We start from the raw sequence: 16,096 nt of genomic DNA, 5'->3' as shown, positions 1-16,096 counted from the left end.
GGGCACTGGTTAGATGGATTACTCGCCAAGAGCTTCTTCTATAAAGGATGATCGTTTGACAGGCCGGCCGGAGCTATGCTGGGACCAACTCAGGTAGAGCTGGCGCATGGCTCGGGACATGCTGACAAAGGCGATTCTTCTTTCCTCCTCGATATCGCCGTTTCGGTTGGGGAGGATGCCCTCCACCATGCCGATGACGAATACCGCAGGGAACTCAAGCCCTTTGGATTTATGGATGGTCATGAGAGCCACGCCGTCCTTGTCGTTGGTCAATTCGTCCTTGAAGGTGTCTGCATAGTTCAGCAACGAGCCGATATCCTGATACCGGCTTGCCACCAGTTGCAACTGATTCACGTTGGCCAGCTTGGAATCGTCCGGGCTGGGAACGTCGTCCTCTGCTATAAACTGGTCGTAATCGAGAGATTCCCGCAACATCATGAGGATCTCGTGAGGCTCCAGCTTGGAGCCGACCAGCGGGTCCACGATGTCCAGGAACTCGGCTACGTTTTTTCGCAGATAGGGCGGGCTGACGCGCATGGTGGTCAATCCTTCGTACATGCGCACGCCTTTCTTGCCTGAATGCTCCTCCAGGTCGGCCATGAATTTTCTGCCGATGTACCGGTTGGGCACGTTCAGAACCTGGCGCAAGGCCTCGTCTCCTTCTTCCGAATCGGGATCTTTGATCAGCCGGAGATAATCCAGCAAGACCTTGACCTCAAACCTCTGGAAGAAGTTGTGCCCTTTTTCGATGTGGTACGGGATCTTGTTCTGGGAAAACGCCTCCTCAATGGCCCGGGATTGAAAGTTAGCCCGGTAGAGGACGGCTATGTCCTTGAGCGCGTAATTGCGCTGATCCACCAGATCGCGGATTTCGTTCACGACCTGGGTTGCTTCGTTTTCCTCGTTGACTGAGGTCAGCACAATCACCCCGTCCCCGGCTTTGTTGTTGGTGGCCAGGGCTTTGTCGATTTTTCGGATGTTGTGGTTGATGAGGGTTTGGCAGGCTTGCAGGATCTGGGGCGTGGAGCGGTAGTTGGTGTTAAGCACGTACCTGGAGGCCTTGGGGAAGGCCTTGTCAAAGTTCAGGATGTTCCCCACAGACGCTCCGGTGAACGCATAGATGCTCTGCCAGTCGTCTCCGCATACCCAGAAGCTGCCTCCGTTCTTTTTGCCGACGAGTTGCCTGAGGATCGCCATCTGGGCCGGATTGGTGTCCTGGAACTCGTCCACCAAGACATGCTTGTAGGAGGATCGATGCTTTTCCAGAACGTCGATGTCCGACTCCAGCAATCGGTAGGTTTCGGTCAACAGGTCGTCAAAGTCCAGTATGCCTTTCTTTTGCTTTTCAAGATCGTAGGCGGCGTATACCTTGGCGATGGACTGCATGGTCTCGTCGCCTTCGTACAGCGCTCCGAACTCTTCCACGCTCACGAGGTTGCTTTTAGCCAGGCTGATCTCCCGAAGGATCATGCCGGTGGGCAGGTTTTTCACCTTGGCCTTGGACATGATTTTTCTCAAGAGGATCATCTGTTCCTTGCCGTGAAGCACCTCGAAGATTCTGCCTTCCTGCCTGAGCAGGTTGTGGCAGAATGCATGGATGGTTGATAAGGTCACGCGGGATGCGCGATCTTCCAGAATGGGCTTTAATTTTTCCCGCATGGCCTGGGCGGCGTTGCGGGTGAAGGTCAGCCCCAGGATGCTTTCCGGAGCCACTCCATGACGCAGGACCAGATTGCCGATCCGGGTTGTCATGGTGAGCGTCTTGCCGGAGCCCGGGACAGCCACTACGGCGGCTATGCCGGAGACAAATTCGGCGGCCTGCTTTTGTTTGGGATTTAATTGAATCATGCGGCTCGCACCTCCTTTCGGATGGTATTGATAGCCATGCGGATTCTAAAGCGCCTTGCCACCAGTTCGTTGATGAACGGGTCGGAGCGATCCCTTCGGATACTGCGGGCCAATGTCTTCTTGTATTGGAGGGAGAGGCGGACCAGGAAGTCCACCACCTCTTCAGGCTGATGCCTGCGCATCATGAGTTCGATGTTGACGATCTGATGCTGGCGATCGCCATGGTTTACGGTCAGGAATTCCTGGGCTGCGTTTGCGGTTTGGTTGGTCATCATTCACCTCCTTCAAGCCATTGATTGCACGCCTGCTTGTAAGCGCAGTTGTTGCATTTCCAGCTTGCGTCGTTGGGTACGAATATTCCGGCCTGGATTCCTTGCCAGACCGTCTGGATCTTCCGGAGCACCCGGCTCTCGTCTTTACGAGTGCGGGTGGTGTAGTGTTGTTCAAATTTCGGCGTCCGGGTCTTTACCAGACAGTCCAGCCTGAGCAGGATTTCCCTGCCGGCGTATCCGTTGGCCTTGGCGGCCATGTGATAGACGGTGAGTTGGAAGTTGCCGTTGGCTTCGCGCCCGCTATAGGCGCGGCTGGTGGTTTTGTAGTCGATGATGATGATGGTCCCGTCCGCGTCTTCGCAAACCAGGTCCATGACTCCGATCAATGGGACCGGCAGTCCGTCCATCTGGAACACGAAAGGCTCTTCGATGGCGATGATTTGGAACGGATCTTCTATAAGGTGGCCGTAGGATGCCTGAAGCAGGTCTTTGCCTTCCTCAAGCATATCTTCAAAACTGCGGCCTTTGGCGTATTGCACGTTTTCGCCGATGCAATTCCAATGCTCCTCAAAGGATTCTTCCAAATCCTTGATGCCAGGCGTTTTGCCTTGCATCCGCTCCTGGTTGAAGTCAGCCAGGGCTTTGTGAATGCATGATCCGAACTCGAGCACGTCGGTTCGAAATTCCGGGATGAGATGATCCACACGGGAGAACTTGTATTGGAGCCCGCATTCCACATAGGCGTTGACGCCGGATGCGGATAAATGCGGCTGTTTCCTCAACTCTTTTATATCCATTGATAATCCCCTTTTCGGGGCATGGACGCACCTATCCGGTGCGCCCATTTTTTTAGCGCCCCGATGGTGCAAAAGGTTGTGGGTTGGGTTAGGCGGCCTGTTGCAGGCTGCGGATGAATTGGGATGCGTCGGTGGATGTCAGGTGAGACAGCTCGGAGCCGTAGGCTTCCTCAACCATCTTATCCAACTCTTCCGGAGCAATGCCCCGGCGTTGAGCCAGGTTGTGGATGGCTTTCTTTTGAGCTTCGCTCATTCTGGGCCGATCTTCAGCCTTATCATTGGGTTTATCGGCAGGCTTTTCAGCCGGTTTTTCAACCGGTTTGTCTTCCTTCTTGACCGCCCTGGGCTTGGTCTGCTTCTTTGCCGTTGTCTGCTTGGGAGGTTTTTCCTCCTTGACGTCGTCAAAGTCTGCAAGCTCTTCCAGGCAGGTCATGCCGATATTGGTGAAGCTCCGAAGAGCCCTTGCAATAGCCCTTGTGGATGCCATGCGCAAAAGGTGCCTGGCTATCCGGGAGTTGACATTGTTGGGATTGGCGTCGCCGATATCGCTGAAGCTGTCGCCGTTTTTGGCTATGACGACCGCTTTGCAAATGGCGAACATGCCGTTGGCGTCGGTTGGGAACTGCAAAGGCTCCACTTCGATCTGGGCGATGCCTTTCTGATGCGCCAGGTCCAGCAGTCCGGGATACTTCACGAACTCCTTGCCTTCGATGCGCATGATAAAGCGTTCGTCCAGTTTGGGTTTTTCAGCCATGGTTCACCTCCTTGTTAGATGGGGATGTCGTCATCGTCGCCGTTGTCAAAGCCGCGTCCGTCGGTCCGGATGAACTCGATGCTGTTGGCAATGACCTTGTGGGCGATGCGGGTGGCCCCGTCCTTCTCCCACTTGTCCTGATCCAGCATGCCGACCACGGCCACTTTGGCGCCCTTGTGGAGATACTTGTCCACGACTTCAGCCAATCGGTTGAAGCAGGACACTTTGACCCAGGAGGTCTTGTCCTTGGAGGATCTAAAAGCGATGTTGAAGGATGCGATTTGGGTTCCTTCTGCGGTGAACACGGATTCGGGGTCCGCGCCCAGGTTGCCGCTGATGATGCAGGTGTTCATAGTTTTCTCCTTTGCTTATTAATAAGGTATGGAAAACGCATCGGATGCGCTTTGGAATTACGCAGCCAGGCGGAGCTTGCGCCTGGGCAGGTCTTCGATGGCTTCGTCAATGGCGGATTTCAGGTTGGCCATGTCAGTTGAAATGCGCTGGCGGATGGATTCGTTGTAGCGAAGTCCGTAGGGAGTGACTCCGCCCACGATCTCGCGGGTTTGGGTAACCAGCTCCGTCAGGCGTTCGTTTTCAAAGATGTTCTTGGTTTCAAAGGCGTCCAGGAACTCCTTGAGCTTGTTCAGCATGTTGGATGACAAGGTCTTGTTGCCGCCGGATAAGCGTTCCGACAGATTATGGACGATGTCGCCCATCTCCTTGGCCAATGCTTCGGCGGCCAGAGTACGGGTTTCTTCCATGAGGCTTTGGAACTTCTCCTTTTCCCGGGCGTATACCTCGGGAGGCAGGACGCTCGATTTGCTCGGGACGTCCAGGATGAGGAATCGCCACTCAAAGTTGAATTTGGCGGTTACGTCGCTCGGGTAGTCGGTTTCGTTCCACAATTCGCCCAGGACGGCTTTCGCCTCCTCGCGGGCTTCTTCGTAATGAGCCTCGAACTCGTTGACCTTGGCCCAGAAACGCTCCTTGAATTGCTGCAGGGTTTCGTCGATCATGGTCAGGCTTTCCTTGGGAATCAGGTAAAGCGCAGTGATGGGAAACGGCAATGCATGCTTCTGGATGTTGTTTCGGGCCTGATGCACGGCGGTTTTGATGGGGCCTAACAGTTCGGGGTTGATGAGCCTCTTGCGGGCTTTGACCCAGTCGCTGTTCTGGCCCAGGCTTTCCATGAGGGCGGGATCGATCATGCGGGTTCCCTGCCACACGGAGGCTGAGAATTGTACGAGACATGCTTTCTTGAAAATGGCGTCCATAATGTTTTCCTTTCTATCCGCAAAGGTTAAGGTAGCGCTTCGCCTTCTTTTTGGCGTCCTGGTAATAGGCGGGAGTCAGGTTGCGGGTAAGCTCCTTACCCAGCAGATCCTTGATGAACTGCGCCTCTTCCAGACAAGCCTTTCCGGCAAAGCCTCGGGTTTCAATGCGAACCTCTCCGTCGTCGGAGACGTCCAAAATGATTTGTTTCATGATTGTCCTCAGCAGGTGAGAGTCAGGCGGATGCCTTGGGGCGTCCGTTTTTCGGTGATGCGGTAGGATCGTTTGCGGGCTTCAGCCCTGATCTTTTCGATGGAGTAGGCTTGTTTGAGAATGCCGGCGTTTTTGCCGATCTTCTTTTTCAAGCCGCCTCGATACCATGAATCCCACAACAGGATGTAATGGGATTCGCGTTTGACCACGCCGATTTCGTACTCGCATTCGGGCACGATGATGGCGTGATGGCATTTGCCAAGCTCTTCTTCGCTTACGCCTTCGGGCAAGGGCTCGTCTCCAACCCATCGACCGAACCATTTGTACGTGGTCTGGTTTTGGTTGAACTGGAACCCCAGCCTATGGCAGGCGAGCTTCAGAGCGTCGAGGGAGTCGATCCTCACCTCGATTTTGGAAATGTGGCTCAATGCTTGGTGTCACCTCCTTTCTTCTTAACGGTGCGCAGTTTGCGTTGACCGGTTTCGAGGTTGTCAGGCGTGTTCGCCAGTCGAGCCCGGTTCTTGGCCCAATCCCTGAGCGCGTTGATTTCTTCGCGCATGGACCGGGATATGGGAACCAGGTTTTGAAATGCTTCGTCTATGCCGTCGAACAGGCTGTCTTTAGCCAGTTGCTCGATTTCCGCGCCGGTGAACCCGGTCAACCGGTCCGCCCATGATAGGGGGATGTCGGTTTTATACTTGCGGTTCATGATTTTGATGATTTCGATGCGCTCCGCCTTGGTGGGAAGATCCACGAAGAAGGTTGCGTCGAATCGACCGGCTCGCAGAAACTCGGGCGGCAGTTGGGAGATGTTGTTTGCAGTGCACATGACCAATACGGAATTATTGGTTTCGGCCATCCAGTTTAAGAAATGGCTGAACATTCCGGCGGTTGTGCCTGCGTCGGTTTCTCCGCTTGATTTGGTCCCGGCGAACATTTTTTCGCACTCGTCGAGCCAGATAATGGCTTCGCCGAAAGCGTCGATCACCTGGGTTGCCTGGCGCATGCGGCGCTCGGATTCTCCTACGAGAGAGTTTTTCAACGCGCCGATGTCCAGTTTGATGAGAGGCCAGTTGAGCAATGATGCCACTGCCTTGGAGGTTAAAGATTTTCCAGTCCCTGGAACTCCGCAGAGCAATATTCCTTTGGGGCGGGGGAGGGATTCGCCGTCCGATTCGTAGGCTCGAATGCGGTTGGCGATGAACGATTTGAGTGCGTCCAATCCTCCCACGTCCTGAATGTCTGCGGGTTGCCAGAACTCCATGAGGCCGGATTTGCGGATCATCTGAGCCTTGTTCTCAGTGACGACCCGGGTGGAAAAGTAGCCCTTTTTCACAAGGGACAGGGCGTAGGCTGTTTCGGTTTCGAATTCGGTGAGTCCTTTTGCGGCGCGGGCCGCCTTCCGGTTGGGTTTGACGTTGAGCTTCTTGGCGAAATCCATCTGGATTGTGAACAGGTCTTCGTCGGAAGGCAGGGCCAGATCGATGATATGGAAATACTTTTCGATCTCCGGCCGCATTTGGATCACCGGGGAAACCATGACCAGCGCACTGCCGATGCTTTTCCATCGGATAATGCCGTTCTGGATGGCCTGGGCGACCTCCGGGGCTTCGAGAAACAGGTGCAGGTTGTGGGCGATGAGCACGGTGTCGCCGAAGTTGTCGAGCCAGCGAATGGCTTCGACAGGGTCGATGATCTCTTCCAGGACCTTTTTGGCTTCCAGGTCAATGATGCCCTGTAGGCAGTCCCAGGAGACGAATCTCCAGCCCTCGCAAGGCAACACCGCTTCTGCGCGGTGCGGCTCCTGCGTCAACAGGCATATGGCCGGATATCCGGCCTTCAAATACTCCTTGATCATAGGCAAACTCCTTTGGTTTGAATTGTTTGGGATCACGGATTCACTCGGGATGAGTGGAATAGGGGAAAGACGGAGTGATTGGAATAGGGATTGTTCGGCCCCTTAAAGCAAGAAACCGCATTGGAGAATGCGGTCTCTTGTAATGGATTGGAGCTAATTTAATACAATAGCGTCCTATTGTTGAGAATCATCTCCTCCATAATACATTTATTTCTCTATAAGTTTTGTTAAAAATTGCATTGGCGAATAATGGGCCCATGAAAAGACATGGCGCATAGTTCATGTCAGAGCTTGCCAGAATATTTTGTGCGTGGTATTTATTGATCAATAATCCAAACAATTGGCGTACAAACTTGACAAGGAAATTGAGCGATTGCAACGCTCAATCTGTTCTGCTGGATACACAATCGGTTTTGGACGGATGTGGCGTAACCCAATGGAAGGAGATTAAATGAATTTCGATTGCACTTTTGGGCTTATTGGAATTCCGGACAGGTCCACTGACATTCACTATAGTATGTTTCGTGGATCAAAACTCCAAGATTCGCATGTGATTCAAACCTTACCAAAAGTTGCAACTCATATTGATTTACAGGTCTTAGATGACGGTGACAGTCGAACCATATTTACATGGTCTCGCTTTAAAAATGGGGATGATGCCATAATTGCCCACCACATTGAGCACCAACCAACCTGCATTCATATTGGGGATATACAACACCTGATTGTAGGCCCGTCTTGGATAGGAGCCCAGGTCCTTGAAGACGAAACCTTTGTTAAATGGGATATAGAAGGCAATCAAATTGATACCATACCTCTTTATTCCGATGGCCGCAAACGTATAGAATTGGGCCAAAAATATTATCGCTATTCGCCGGTAAACTGTTTTGTTATTTGGAATGAAGACTTGTTGTATGCCAATGGAAACCGTCTTTATGTTGTGAAACAAGATGAGGAGTGGGCCAGGGAGCCTGTTGGTTGGATAGAAGACTGTGGCGAGGTGCTCAAAATGGTGCCTTTTGGAGATGTTCTGACAGTGATCTTTAAAACCCGTCCCTACTACCCGAGAAGCACCAGCGGTAGAGATACAGCACATTATGGCTATAGACGATTTGGTGTGCTGGAGAAAATAACAACAGGGGGCCGATATGAGATCACTGAACAGGAACGGACAGGAACTGGCAAAGGTGATGGCTTTAAAATATTCAGTGCTCCAGAAGACATGGCGGTGTCTCCATGCGGAAAATATTTTTATGAAGCTGACTATGACGGTATTGGTAGGCGGATGTTGGAAGACAACTTTTTAAGCATTAAACCAGGATGTTGCAAGAATTTGAAAGGGCTAAGCCAGGACCAGCGCGTAAAAAAAATATTCCCCATTGCAGACATGATAGTTGTCCTTATTGAGGATATGGAGCGTGGATTGGATCAGTATCGCCGCAAGAATCGAATACGGCCATATCTTATTAGTGCGAAATTTGAAACTGGCCGGCACGATGAAACGCCAGCCTCCATAGAATTGGAGAATAAATACAAAAGCATGATCGTCTTAACAGGTGTTGGGGCTACTTAAAATCAAAAGTGCTAAAAATTCTGGACACTACCCGAATTGGTGGTTCATTTTTAGATACCATCGTGAAAGGGGATAAGAAACCGGCAATGAAACCATACATACACCACATCTACCAAATTACTGAATCCGGGGAACCCGGAAAATTAATCAATACAATCAGGACAAAGAAGAAATTTCATGCCTGGGCGCTGGATTATATCCTCAGAACTCAGGAAAGAATCATCTTTCGCCTGGATACATGGCCCGATGACCTTTTCATGGAACCTGTGCTTTGTCCAAAAATGAGAGGGAAGAATGCAGGCGAGCTCAGGATAGTGTTTACTGAAGTGAGAAAAAAAAGCGCTGATTATTCCTCTGCTGACTATCACGATGAAAAAATACCCTTTTAATCCTAACAATTGTAAAATCTCGGAACAAGTTTTTGGGCTGAAATATTCAAAATTAAAGATAGTATTAAGCATAGTAAAGGTTCTGTGTAATTTCCGCCCACCTTAACAGCAAACGTGCCAGGACATCAAATCACTGGATCCAGGGGGCTGCGGTTTCAAGGCAAAGGGAGACTTTTTTCAAATCAAATTTATCATCCGTCCGAATTCCTGTTTCCATATCGATCCAAATAGTTCCTTCCCCTACGATTTCCGATATTTTTTCCAATTCTAAAGAAAGGTTTATCGGGTTCAGTCCACCAGCATACCCCATTTTGATATTTTTATATGGTTCTGGCCAATTATCTGGTACCAACCCATGTCCTCCAGATCGATCAAACAGGCCAGAAACATTAATCCCAGACCTGTTCAATAGAAGTACCACCGCATCATTAAGCCCCCCGTTGCACTGAAAAATGAATTCTTGATCCATGCTTTTGATCGTATTAGCCAATCCGACAATATCGAGAACCGGTAGCTTATCAATTTTCGTGTTAAGCTGAATTCTTTTGAAAATATCAGGGTTAAAACCCTCCTTGGTGAATGGCGATTTTAGGCCCTTGATCACATCCCTTGCCCATCGTCCACAGTAGTGGCCAGACAGGTTTAGTTCATTTTGAGTGGCAAACGAACGAAGTCCTGCTAACCAGCCCTCACCAGGGAATCTAAGCTGAGTCCCCATGTAAAAGTCTGAAAGAAGAATCCCCCACTCAACCCATGGAAAATTATCTTGAATTTTCTTTAGTTCACTTAAATCAATAGTTGAATCCACACCAGTGAATGTCACCCCCAGAAGTTTCATAACAACACTCCATTTTCCCCCAATAATGCCCCGGCGGCTTGTCTCTTGGAGTTTATTGATGCAATATTGATAAAGCAGTCAGATTTTTCTTAAAACGAATCGTGTCCGGATCATCGGGCCCCCAAAGCATTTGGGCGAGTTCAACCGCTTGATTAAGATACTTCCCGGCTAAAATCGAGTGGCCTGCTTCTCTACAAAACAGCCCCATGCCATGAGACAAGAATGCCATCATGGGTTGATCCGTTCCTCCAAAAAACTCATAAAGCTCCATCCCCCTCAAATACAAGCCCAGCGCCTGCTCTTTCCAGCCTTTCTCATGATAAGCCCAAGCCATTTCGTTTAGTAAATCCGATAAGTCCGAGACGTAATCATCATCGTTATTATAATCCTCTCTCAAAATCGTTATGATTAAATTCATGAGACTATCACAGTATTTCTGAGCCTTGGAAAAATTCTCCTGGCTTAAGGAAACCTTTAACAGCTTTGCAATACGTACTGGAAGGAAGTTGTCATCAATGCATGCAATGATCTTCAGTTCTCGCAAGTACATAGCCTCTGCCTGATCAAATTTTCCGTATGCTTCGTAAAATGCTCCGATTCTTGAACATGAAAAAGCAACGCAAATGCCGTCCTCGCCTTCCATTCTTTCAAAGAAATGCAAGTCTCTCAGATAGAGAGGCTCCGCTTTGTCAAAACGGCCTTGTTCTACATAGATGCGTGCAAGATTCAATCCGACACTTATTGTTTGCGGGTCGTACTGCCCCAGTTTACGTTCCGAGGCAATTAGCTGACGTTCCAAATGCTTTTGATTTTTTTCATCAAGGTCCATATTTTTTGATCCTGGTCAGTATTTTTTTAGCTTGTCAAAGCAACATGATCGCTTCTCCACAAATATGAGGCACGCGGCAGCTTATAAAAGGCTTTTGGCTGCTGCGAGACATCCCTGGCCTGGCTGCTTCAGACGCTGTATTCCAGGATGGCCTTTCCCACTTCGGGAGCTACCCGGTTGGGGGTGAGACCCTTTGACGCCTGGCAGTTTGTCAACAAGCCTCTCGGCGCCATAGGTCTGGTAATTGCGGCGGATTTCATAAAACTGCTACCTGGAATAACCCATAAAATAACTGACTTGGGAAACATAGTCCAATTCCTAAGCCGACAATGAGACTATGCAAGTTGACTTCAAGTCTTCTTCCAGGCTAATGGAGGCCATGCCTTCATGACGGTGATGCTGTTAGGCCGGAAAATGTAAAATTTTCCAGTCTCTGCATCGAAGTTTGTCCCTGGCTTTGGCGCCCTGTATCTATTTTCCATCGTCATCCAAGGCTCCGCTTAACAACTGGACGAAAAGGTAAAAATATTCTCGTCCTTTTAATAAAACTGTTTTTTGCCACTCATCCAACCGCAATTCCTTTTTCATGCTCACCCGAACTTGTTCGGCCATCTCCAATAAATATTTTCTGTCTATTGTTGTCTCGTTAGAGTTGCATGACAGGTCTGAAAAACCTCCATTATAAAATCGCGCCTGAAGATTTACGGCTGTTAGGTCGCCTGTCTTGGGGGGGGCAATTTCACTTGGCAGTGATAATATGCTACCTGTTCTATGTTTATTCGTTTTCCCCCTTATAAAGACACGGATAGGTTTCAACCGCCCACTTAAAATCCTCACCGGCAGGGGATAGGTTTCTAAAAAGCCAATCCATGACCGGTAAAATTTCCATATCAAAAAGGCGGACAAGATCACTCCAGTCGGGTTCCGTTTTAAAAAATGGACATTGCGTACAAGTAATTTTCCAGAAAACAAATACAACCTTCCAGCCTGTCAGCCGGTTGACTATTTCATATATAGGGTCAACCTTTTTGGAAATGGAGTGGACCCAAGCAGCATTTTTTTCATCCATGTATTTCCATCCTCTACGAAGAATCAATCTGCCATTGTATTCTATCATGTATATTTAATGTCAGTCCAAAGCATCACCAGGATGAGCTTGAGGTGAAGGCGACCCTGCCACCGGAAAAGCAGCTGGGGCGACTTCTTCCACTTTAAAAATATATCGCCTGTTGCTCACTTCCACGTTTGGGGGAACTTTATTATTCTCGAAAAAGTCATATCCTTCTTTCAGGTTCTTCCAGAAATCAATCCATTGTGAGCCTTCGGCCGCCTCCATGTTTTCGTCTGTCATTGGAAAAGGAAAAATATGAACGCGAACGAAAGGCTGCCCTGCGCTAAGAGCAGCCTCAACCAACAAATATATTTCTTCAATTTTAGGGTCTGTCATGGCATAGCAACCGACTGAGCAGCAATTCCCGTGGACCATTAAAGCACTTCCGGTTCTCTCGTGCGCGCGATCATAAACATTTGGATAGCCCAAGTTAAAGGCTAAATGATAAGAGCTGTATGGGTTCATCCGCTGCGGAGTGACAAAATAAAACCCCTTCGGGCTTTGGTAGTCCCCCTGCTCTGTCTTGGGCCCCGGGCTTCCGGAGAAATAGCAAACCGCATATGACCTGAAAAGGCAGAATTGGTCATTGCGTTGCACCCAAACTTCCAATACTCCGTTTTCTCCGTATGACTTATTTCTTCGACCATATGCCCTGTATCCTCCTGGAAACTTAACATCCTTAAATATGCGTAAAAATACGGGTGCGCCCCAGCGAAACCCTGCATTCTCCATCTCATTTTCCAGCGTAGACAACACCCGGGTTTTAACTTCGCTCAACGTCTGACCGGTGGGAAGCTCATCCTGGCCCGAAATACCTATGGAAGCATAAATGAACAGGACAAGGAAGAAAACGATCGAAATTGCAGTTAACCTTTTAAAAATTTTGAACATAGGATCTCCCGAATTTATCCGTTGCCCCCGACGTTTATTTTTCCCAAAAAACCTTTGATATAATGGTTAGCAATAGGTTAAAAACAATTGAATTTTTCTACTACATCAGAAAATTCCATGGGATAAAAATTGGTGCAATCGACCCCGATATCAAAAGATAGGCCAAGGTTAACATGATTACCATGTGTGTGGCCATACAGGTGATAGGCCCCGTAGTGCATGGCATCCCATTCAGCAAGGGGATAATGACATAAAACAATACGTTGTTTTTTATTGTCTTCAACTAACCCTTTTATATCAACAACTATTATGGGTGGTAGAATCTCTATGGGAGTCCCGCTCCTGCTTTGCAGATCGGATGGGCCTGGTTTTCTGGGGAGCCATCCTTTGTCATGATGCCAGAGATTCCCAAGTACTTTGATATTGCCTCTCAACCTTGAAAAATAATGGCGAGCGTCTTTTTTATTGCGTAGTGTAAAATCCCCTAAATGAAAAACTACATCATCAAAATCAACTACCTCGTTCCATCGACGGATTAATTCTGCATCCATTTCTGCATGGCTCTCAAAAGGCCGATTGCAGAATCGAATGATAGCTTCATGACCAAAATGATGATCAGAGGTAAAGAACAGTTTGGTCTTATTGGATTTTGTCAGTTTTATCCACATGGTTGTTAAGATATCCAAATCCTGTACAATATATTCCCTTTCGATTAATATAGTGTCAGCCTTAATTTCCTGTCCAGTTTTTTGAGGTACGTGCCTCTACATGCAAAATACGCAAACTTTTTCACTTCTTCTCTGGGGTTAGTGTGCCGGAATTTGAGCTTGCTTGAGTCTTACCTTCTTGGAATTATAGCATATAGAGCTAAGCGTCGGCGCACCCAACATAGTTCTATTCATTGACATTTAATATCTATAGGTGTATGTATTCGTTCATAGAATTGATAATTGAAAAGTCCGTGTTTTAGGGACACATTTGTTGAGACTTTGCTGTGGCGGCGTGTGGAAGTTATTTTTACAAGGCTCGAACTGGGGGGGAGATTTGCCAACTGGAACAAGGGGATAATCTCTTGGGTTCATATGATGCGCTGCTAAAAAGAATAATCGATCCCAATAGAGAACGGCTAAATATTAAGGAGATTCATTCTGTTGGAAATGAATTAGTTTTGATGTCGAAGGACTACCAGAACGGACCGCTTCTTCATATTGTCAGCGCTGATTTCAATTTTGGTGAAAAAGGGACCTCTGCGCAAGCAGAGACAGCTACTCCCTTGGCCCTGCCCAAAAGGTACTCCTCTGGCATTGTCCTTTAAATCATTCTAATAACTTTCAAACTAATATCTGTATTTTATGCAAATTAAAAAATTGTTGTGAGTGGCCAAATAATCCATTAAACAATCAAAAATCACGTAGAATCCTAATCCGCACATTTTCCCGAAGGCTTGGGATAACGAAAATGGCAAAGACGAATTCTTTGCCCTAAAGCAATAAAAAAAACATCTAAAAATTGACTTGACTTTTGTTTGTTAGGGTAATTAGTATGACGCTCTAATACAAGATAATATCTTCATATAGGCCCCGGCCTTTTGATTCATTTCTGCAAATCAGTTTGGGAGCAGTGAAGTATATGTGCAATGCGGTCTTTATCCTTTTAATGCAAGGTGCACACCTTAAACTTATCATGTCATTTTGTGAGAAACTGAATCTTGTGACTTTTTTCGGAAGGGTGCGTCAATGCAAAGGGACAAGTTGAGAAAGGAATTGAATTACCTGCTGATTGCGGTTGTCATTTTGGCTATAATTCTCTTTTTATGGCAGATGGCCGCACCCCTGGTTGGCGGGGGAAAATCAGATGATTCTTCAGGATATGTTGAGACAGGAAAGCCTTTTCCCGGTTCGACGCCTCCAACCCCCTCTTCTCCAAATACACCTACAGATCATAATTCCAATGCGGCCAAAGATACGAAAGATGTCGGTGCAGAACAACTGAGTGAAAAGCCGGATGGTGCAATGGATGAAACCACCACGTTGGGGGTGGAATCGGATAAACGAATTGAGAAGGATGAAAGCCCGCAGGAAGAGGAAACTCAGACTGCAGGGGAATCAGCTGACGAACATGCTGACAGTGATGACGCTAAGCCCGAAATGAAGCCAGATCCCCAGAAAGAAGAAGTGCAGGAGCAAGAAAATCAAAAGGAGGAGGAAAAGACGTCTGCTTTTGAAACGCTCACATCCGTACAGGGAGTTGAAACCTCGGAGAGCATAGAAAACGATTTTTTTTCTTTGCACAACGATCTTAACAGCGCCTCCTGGGACGGGGATGGGAATGTTTCCTGGGAGATAAAAAATTCGAGAGGATACATGTTAAAAACTCTTTATCCCTATTTGAATATGAAGTTGGCGCTGATTTCAAGCAACGGCGGTATTTTTATAAAGAGTTCTTTTCGTGATTTTGATTGGGTTCAAGATGACGAGTTGGATGCTGTGTATCCGATTAAAATTGAGGCTTGCGTGGATGACCATGAAGAGGAACTACGTGCTTGGCGAAAAAAGTATTCCAAGGAAGTTGGCTCAAGCAAAATTGAGCGCGTCTACTACGTTGTTCCTAAACAATACTGCGGCTATTTTTTTAATAAATTAAATGCAGTACGAAAGTGGCATACGTCCCAAAGGAATTCCCCTAATTGCATGTTATCCGTAAGAATGGCGGCCGGGCGTTTGACTTCAAATGCAGGTGTGGACTCCAGGGGCCAAGCGTTTATCATACCGTTGTATTATGATGATGGACAGGGTTGGAAATTGTTGCCCGGCGACTTAATAAATCAGGATCCTGATGCAGCGTTTTTCATAGAAAAGGGCATAGTACAGGTTAAATAGTTAATAGGCGTTTTTACTATAGCACCCAATGTAGAAGGTCAGAAAGGGGAGATACTATGAGGAGAAAGATGACAATTATTGCAGCAGTTCTTATGGCTTTATCATTGGCGGGGTGTGTTGAAAAATCTCCCCAACCATCGGCGGCCCCTTTGACGGTAGATCAAATGCAAACTATGCCGGTATCAGAGTTGTCAAATTCCGAAATTGACAGGTTTTTCCGCGAAACTAAAGACAACTCCAGGTATGCGGATGCCAGAATGGCTATGATTGTCAAGATTCTTGACGCCAACCGGAGGGTTGACAACGACGTGCTTGTGGAAGCGATCAAGGCTTTTAACAAGGAAAGCCAAATGGAGAATTTTGTAGCGGCCTCATGTCAATATTTTTCAAATATTGAAGATTCTCAAGCCGGTGGTAGATTGAAACTGAGGGCGGCTGACCAAGAGTTTCTTCGCGCGATCTATGACTGGAGCCTTTCAACTATGGACGGACGGGCTAAAAAAGTTGAGCTTTGCTCTAAACGCCTGTTGAAAAAGGTTGATCCTGGTTATGTGCAGCAATAAATAGTAAAA

Annotated in this window: 19 protein-coding genes and 1 pseudogene; 5 read left to right on the top strand and 15 right to left on the bottom strand. The window is 47.9% G+C overall.

The features are described 5' to 3' along the window. Positions 1-18 precede the first annotated feature (18 nt). The 9 genes from G491_RS0111125 to G491_RS0111085 form a co-directional block, all read right to left on the bottom strand. Complete coding sequence (locus G491_RS0111125) at positions 19-1,848, bottom strand: ATP-dependent helicase (protein ID WP_035218565.1); 1,830 nt, start codon at positions 1,846-1,848, stop codon at positions 19-21. Further along, positions 1,845-2,123, bottom strand: a complete 279-nt coding sequence (locus tag G491_RS0111120) for a hypothetical protein (protein WP_157468218.1) — start codon at positions 2,121-2,123, stop codon at positions 1,845-1,847. The genes G491_RS0111125 and G491_RS0111120 overlap by 4 nt, the downstream gene beginning before the upstream one ends. Beyond that, positions 2,120-2,917 (bottom strand): RecB family exonuclease, encoded by a 798-nt coding sequence (locus tag G491_RS0111115; RefSeq protein ID WP_028314657.1) that lies wholly within the window; start codon positions 2,915-2,917, stop codon positions 2,120-2,122. Before G491_RS0111115 ends, G491_RS0111120 begins: the two co-directional genes overlap by 4 nt. 88 nt (positions 2,918-3,005) lie before the next feature. Continuing rightward, entirely contained in the window at positions 3,006-3,671 is a 666-nt protein-coding gene (locus tag G491_RS33755) for a hypothetical protein (RefSeq protein WP_051327182.1), read from the bottom strand. Positions 3,672-3,685: 14 nt separating this feature from the next. Beyond that, on the bottom strand, positions 3,686-4,024 hold the full coding sequence (locus tag G491_RS30385) for a single-stranded DNA-binding protein (protein ID WP_035218562.1): 339 nt from the start codon (positions 4,022-4,024) through the stop codon (positions 3,686-3,688). Positions 4,025-4,081: 57 nt separating this feature from the next. After that, positions 4,082-4,945 (bottom strand): DUF3150 domain-containing protein, encoded by an 864-nt coding sequence (locus G491_RS0111100; protein ID WP_028314656.1) that lies wholly within the window; start codon positions 4,943-4,945, stop codon positions 4,082-4,084. A 13-nt stretch (positions 4,946-4,958) separates the two neighbouring features. Further along, positions 4,959-5,156, bottom strand: coding sequence for a DUF2997 domain-containing protein (locus tag G491_RS0111095; RefSeq protein ID WP_035218559.1), 198 nt, complete (start codon positions 5,154-5,156; stop codon positions 4,959-4,961). An 8-nt stretch (positions 5,157-5,164) separates the two neighbouring features. Continuing rightward, positions 5,165-5,584 (bottom strand): DUF1257 domain-containing protein, encoded by a 420-nt coding sequence (locus tag G491_RS0111090; protein ID WP_028314654.1) that lies wholly within the window; start codon positions 5,582-5,584, stop codon positions 5,165-5,167. Continuing rightward, on the bottom strand, positions 5,581-7,014 hold the full coding sequence (locus G491_RS0111085) for an AAA family ATPase (protein ID WP_028314653.1): 1,434 nt from the start codon (positions 7,012-7,014) through the stop codon (positions 5,581-5,583). Before G491_RS0111085 ends, G491_RS0111090 begins: the two co-directional genes overlap by 4 nt. 451 nt (positions 7,015-7,465) lie before the next feature. Here G491_RS0111085 and G491_RS0111080 point away from each other — a divergent pair, with 451 nt between their 5' ends. Together G491_RS0111080 and G491_RS0111075 are read left to right on the top strand one after the other, a co-directional pair. Further along, positions 7,466-8,587, top strand: a complete 1,122-nt coding sequence (locus G491_RS0111080; protein WP_028314652.1) for a hypothetical protein — start codon at positions 7,466-7,468, stop codon at positions 8,585-8,587. A gap of 86 nt (positions 8,588-8,673) precedes the next feature. Continuing rightward, a complete protein-coding gene (locus G491_RS0111075; RefSeq protein WP_028314651.1) occupies positions 8,674-8,976 on the top strand; it encodes a hypothetical protein in 303 nt (100 codons plus the stop codon). Positions 8,977-9,106: 130 nt separating this feature from the next. On the opposite strand, the gene G491_RS33750 is transcribed toward G491_RS0111075, so the two are convergent. From G491_RS33750 to G491_RS0111040, 6 genes and pseudogenes are all read right to left on the bottom strand, one after another. Then, positions 9,107-9,814, bottom strand: coding sequence for a beta/alpha barrel domain-containing protein (locus tag G491_RS33750; RefSeq protein WP_051327181.1), 708 nt, complete (start codon positions 9,812-9,814; stop codon positions 9,107-9,109). A gap of 52 nt (positions 9,815-9,866) precedes the next feature. Beyond that, positions 9,867-10,643: a tetratricopeptide repeat protein gene (locus tag G491_RS0111065; protein WP_028314650.1), complete on the bottom strand. Its 777-nt coding sequence runs from the start codon at positions 10,641-10,643 to the stop codon at positions 9,867-9,869. 131 nt (positions 10,644-10,774) lie between these two features. Next, positions 10,775-10,958, bottom strand: a pseudogene (locus G491_RS36285) (IS481 family transposase); the annotation flags it as partial. Between the two features lie 460 nt (positions 10,959-11,418). Beyond that, complete coding sequence (locus tag G491_RS0111050; RefSeq protein WP_028314648.1) at positions 11,419-11,712, bottom strand: hypothetical protein; 294 nt, start codon at positions 11,710-11,712, stop codon at positions 11,419-11,421. 60 nt (positions 11,713-11,772) lie between these two features. Beyond that, positions 11,773-12,645, bottom strand: a complete 873-nt coding sequence (locus tag G491_RS30375; RefSeq protein ID WP_211239139.1) for a L,D-transpeptidase family protein — start codon at positions 12,643-12,645, stop codon at positions 11,773-11,775. Between the two features lie 77 nt (positions 12,646-12,722). Further along, positions 12,723-13,313 (bottom strand): hypothetical protein, encoded by a 591-nt coding sequence (locus G491_RS0111040; protein ID WP_035218557.1) that lies wholly within the window; start codon positions 13,311-13,313, stop codon positions 12,723-12,725. 404 nt (positions 13,314-13,717) lie between these two features. On the opposite strand from G491_RS0111040, the gene G491_RS0111035 reads away from it, so the two are divergent. The 3 genes from G491_RS0111035 to G491_RS0111025 all read left to right on the top strand — a co-directional run bounded on the left by G491_RS0111035 (position 13,718) and on the right by G491_RS0111025 (position 16,087). Beyond that, positions 13,718-13,960 carry a hypothetical protein gene (locus G491_RS0111035; RefSeq protein ID WP_028314646.1) on the top strand — a complete coding sequence of 81 codons (243 nt, stop codon included), beginning with the start codon at positions 13,718-13,720 and terminating at the stop codon, positions 13,958-13,960. Positions 13,961-14,381: 421 nt separating this feature from the next. Continuing rightward, complete coding sequence (locus tag G491_RS0111030; RefSeq protein ID WP_028314645.1) at positions 14,382-15,524, top strand: hypothetical protein; 1,143 nt, start codon at positions 14,382-14,384, stop codon at positions 15,522-15,524. A 68-nt stretch (positions 15,525-15,592) separates the two neighbouring features. Continuing rightward, the gene (locus G491_RS0111025; protein WP_157468211.1) at positions 15,593-16,087 is read left to right on the top strand and encodes a hypothetical protein; all 495 of its coding nucleotides are present in this window, start codon (positions 15,593-15,595) and stop codon (positions 16,085-16,087) included. Positions 16,088-16,096 lie beyond the last annotated feature (9 nt).

The organism is Desulfatibacillum aliphaticivorans DSM 15576 (assembly GCF_000429905.1).
Classification (GTDB): Bacteria; Desulfobacterota; Desulfobacteria; order Desulfobacterales; family Desulfatibacillaceae; genus Desulfatibacillum; species Desulfatibacillum aliphaticivorans.
The sequence above is the reverse complement of the archived record's forward strand: the minus strand, read 5'-3'. Positions and strand labels throughout refer to the sequence as shown.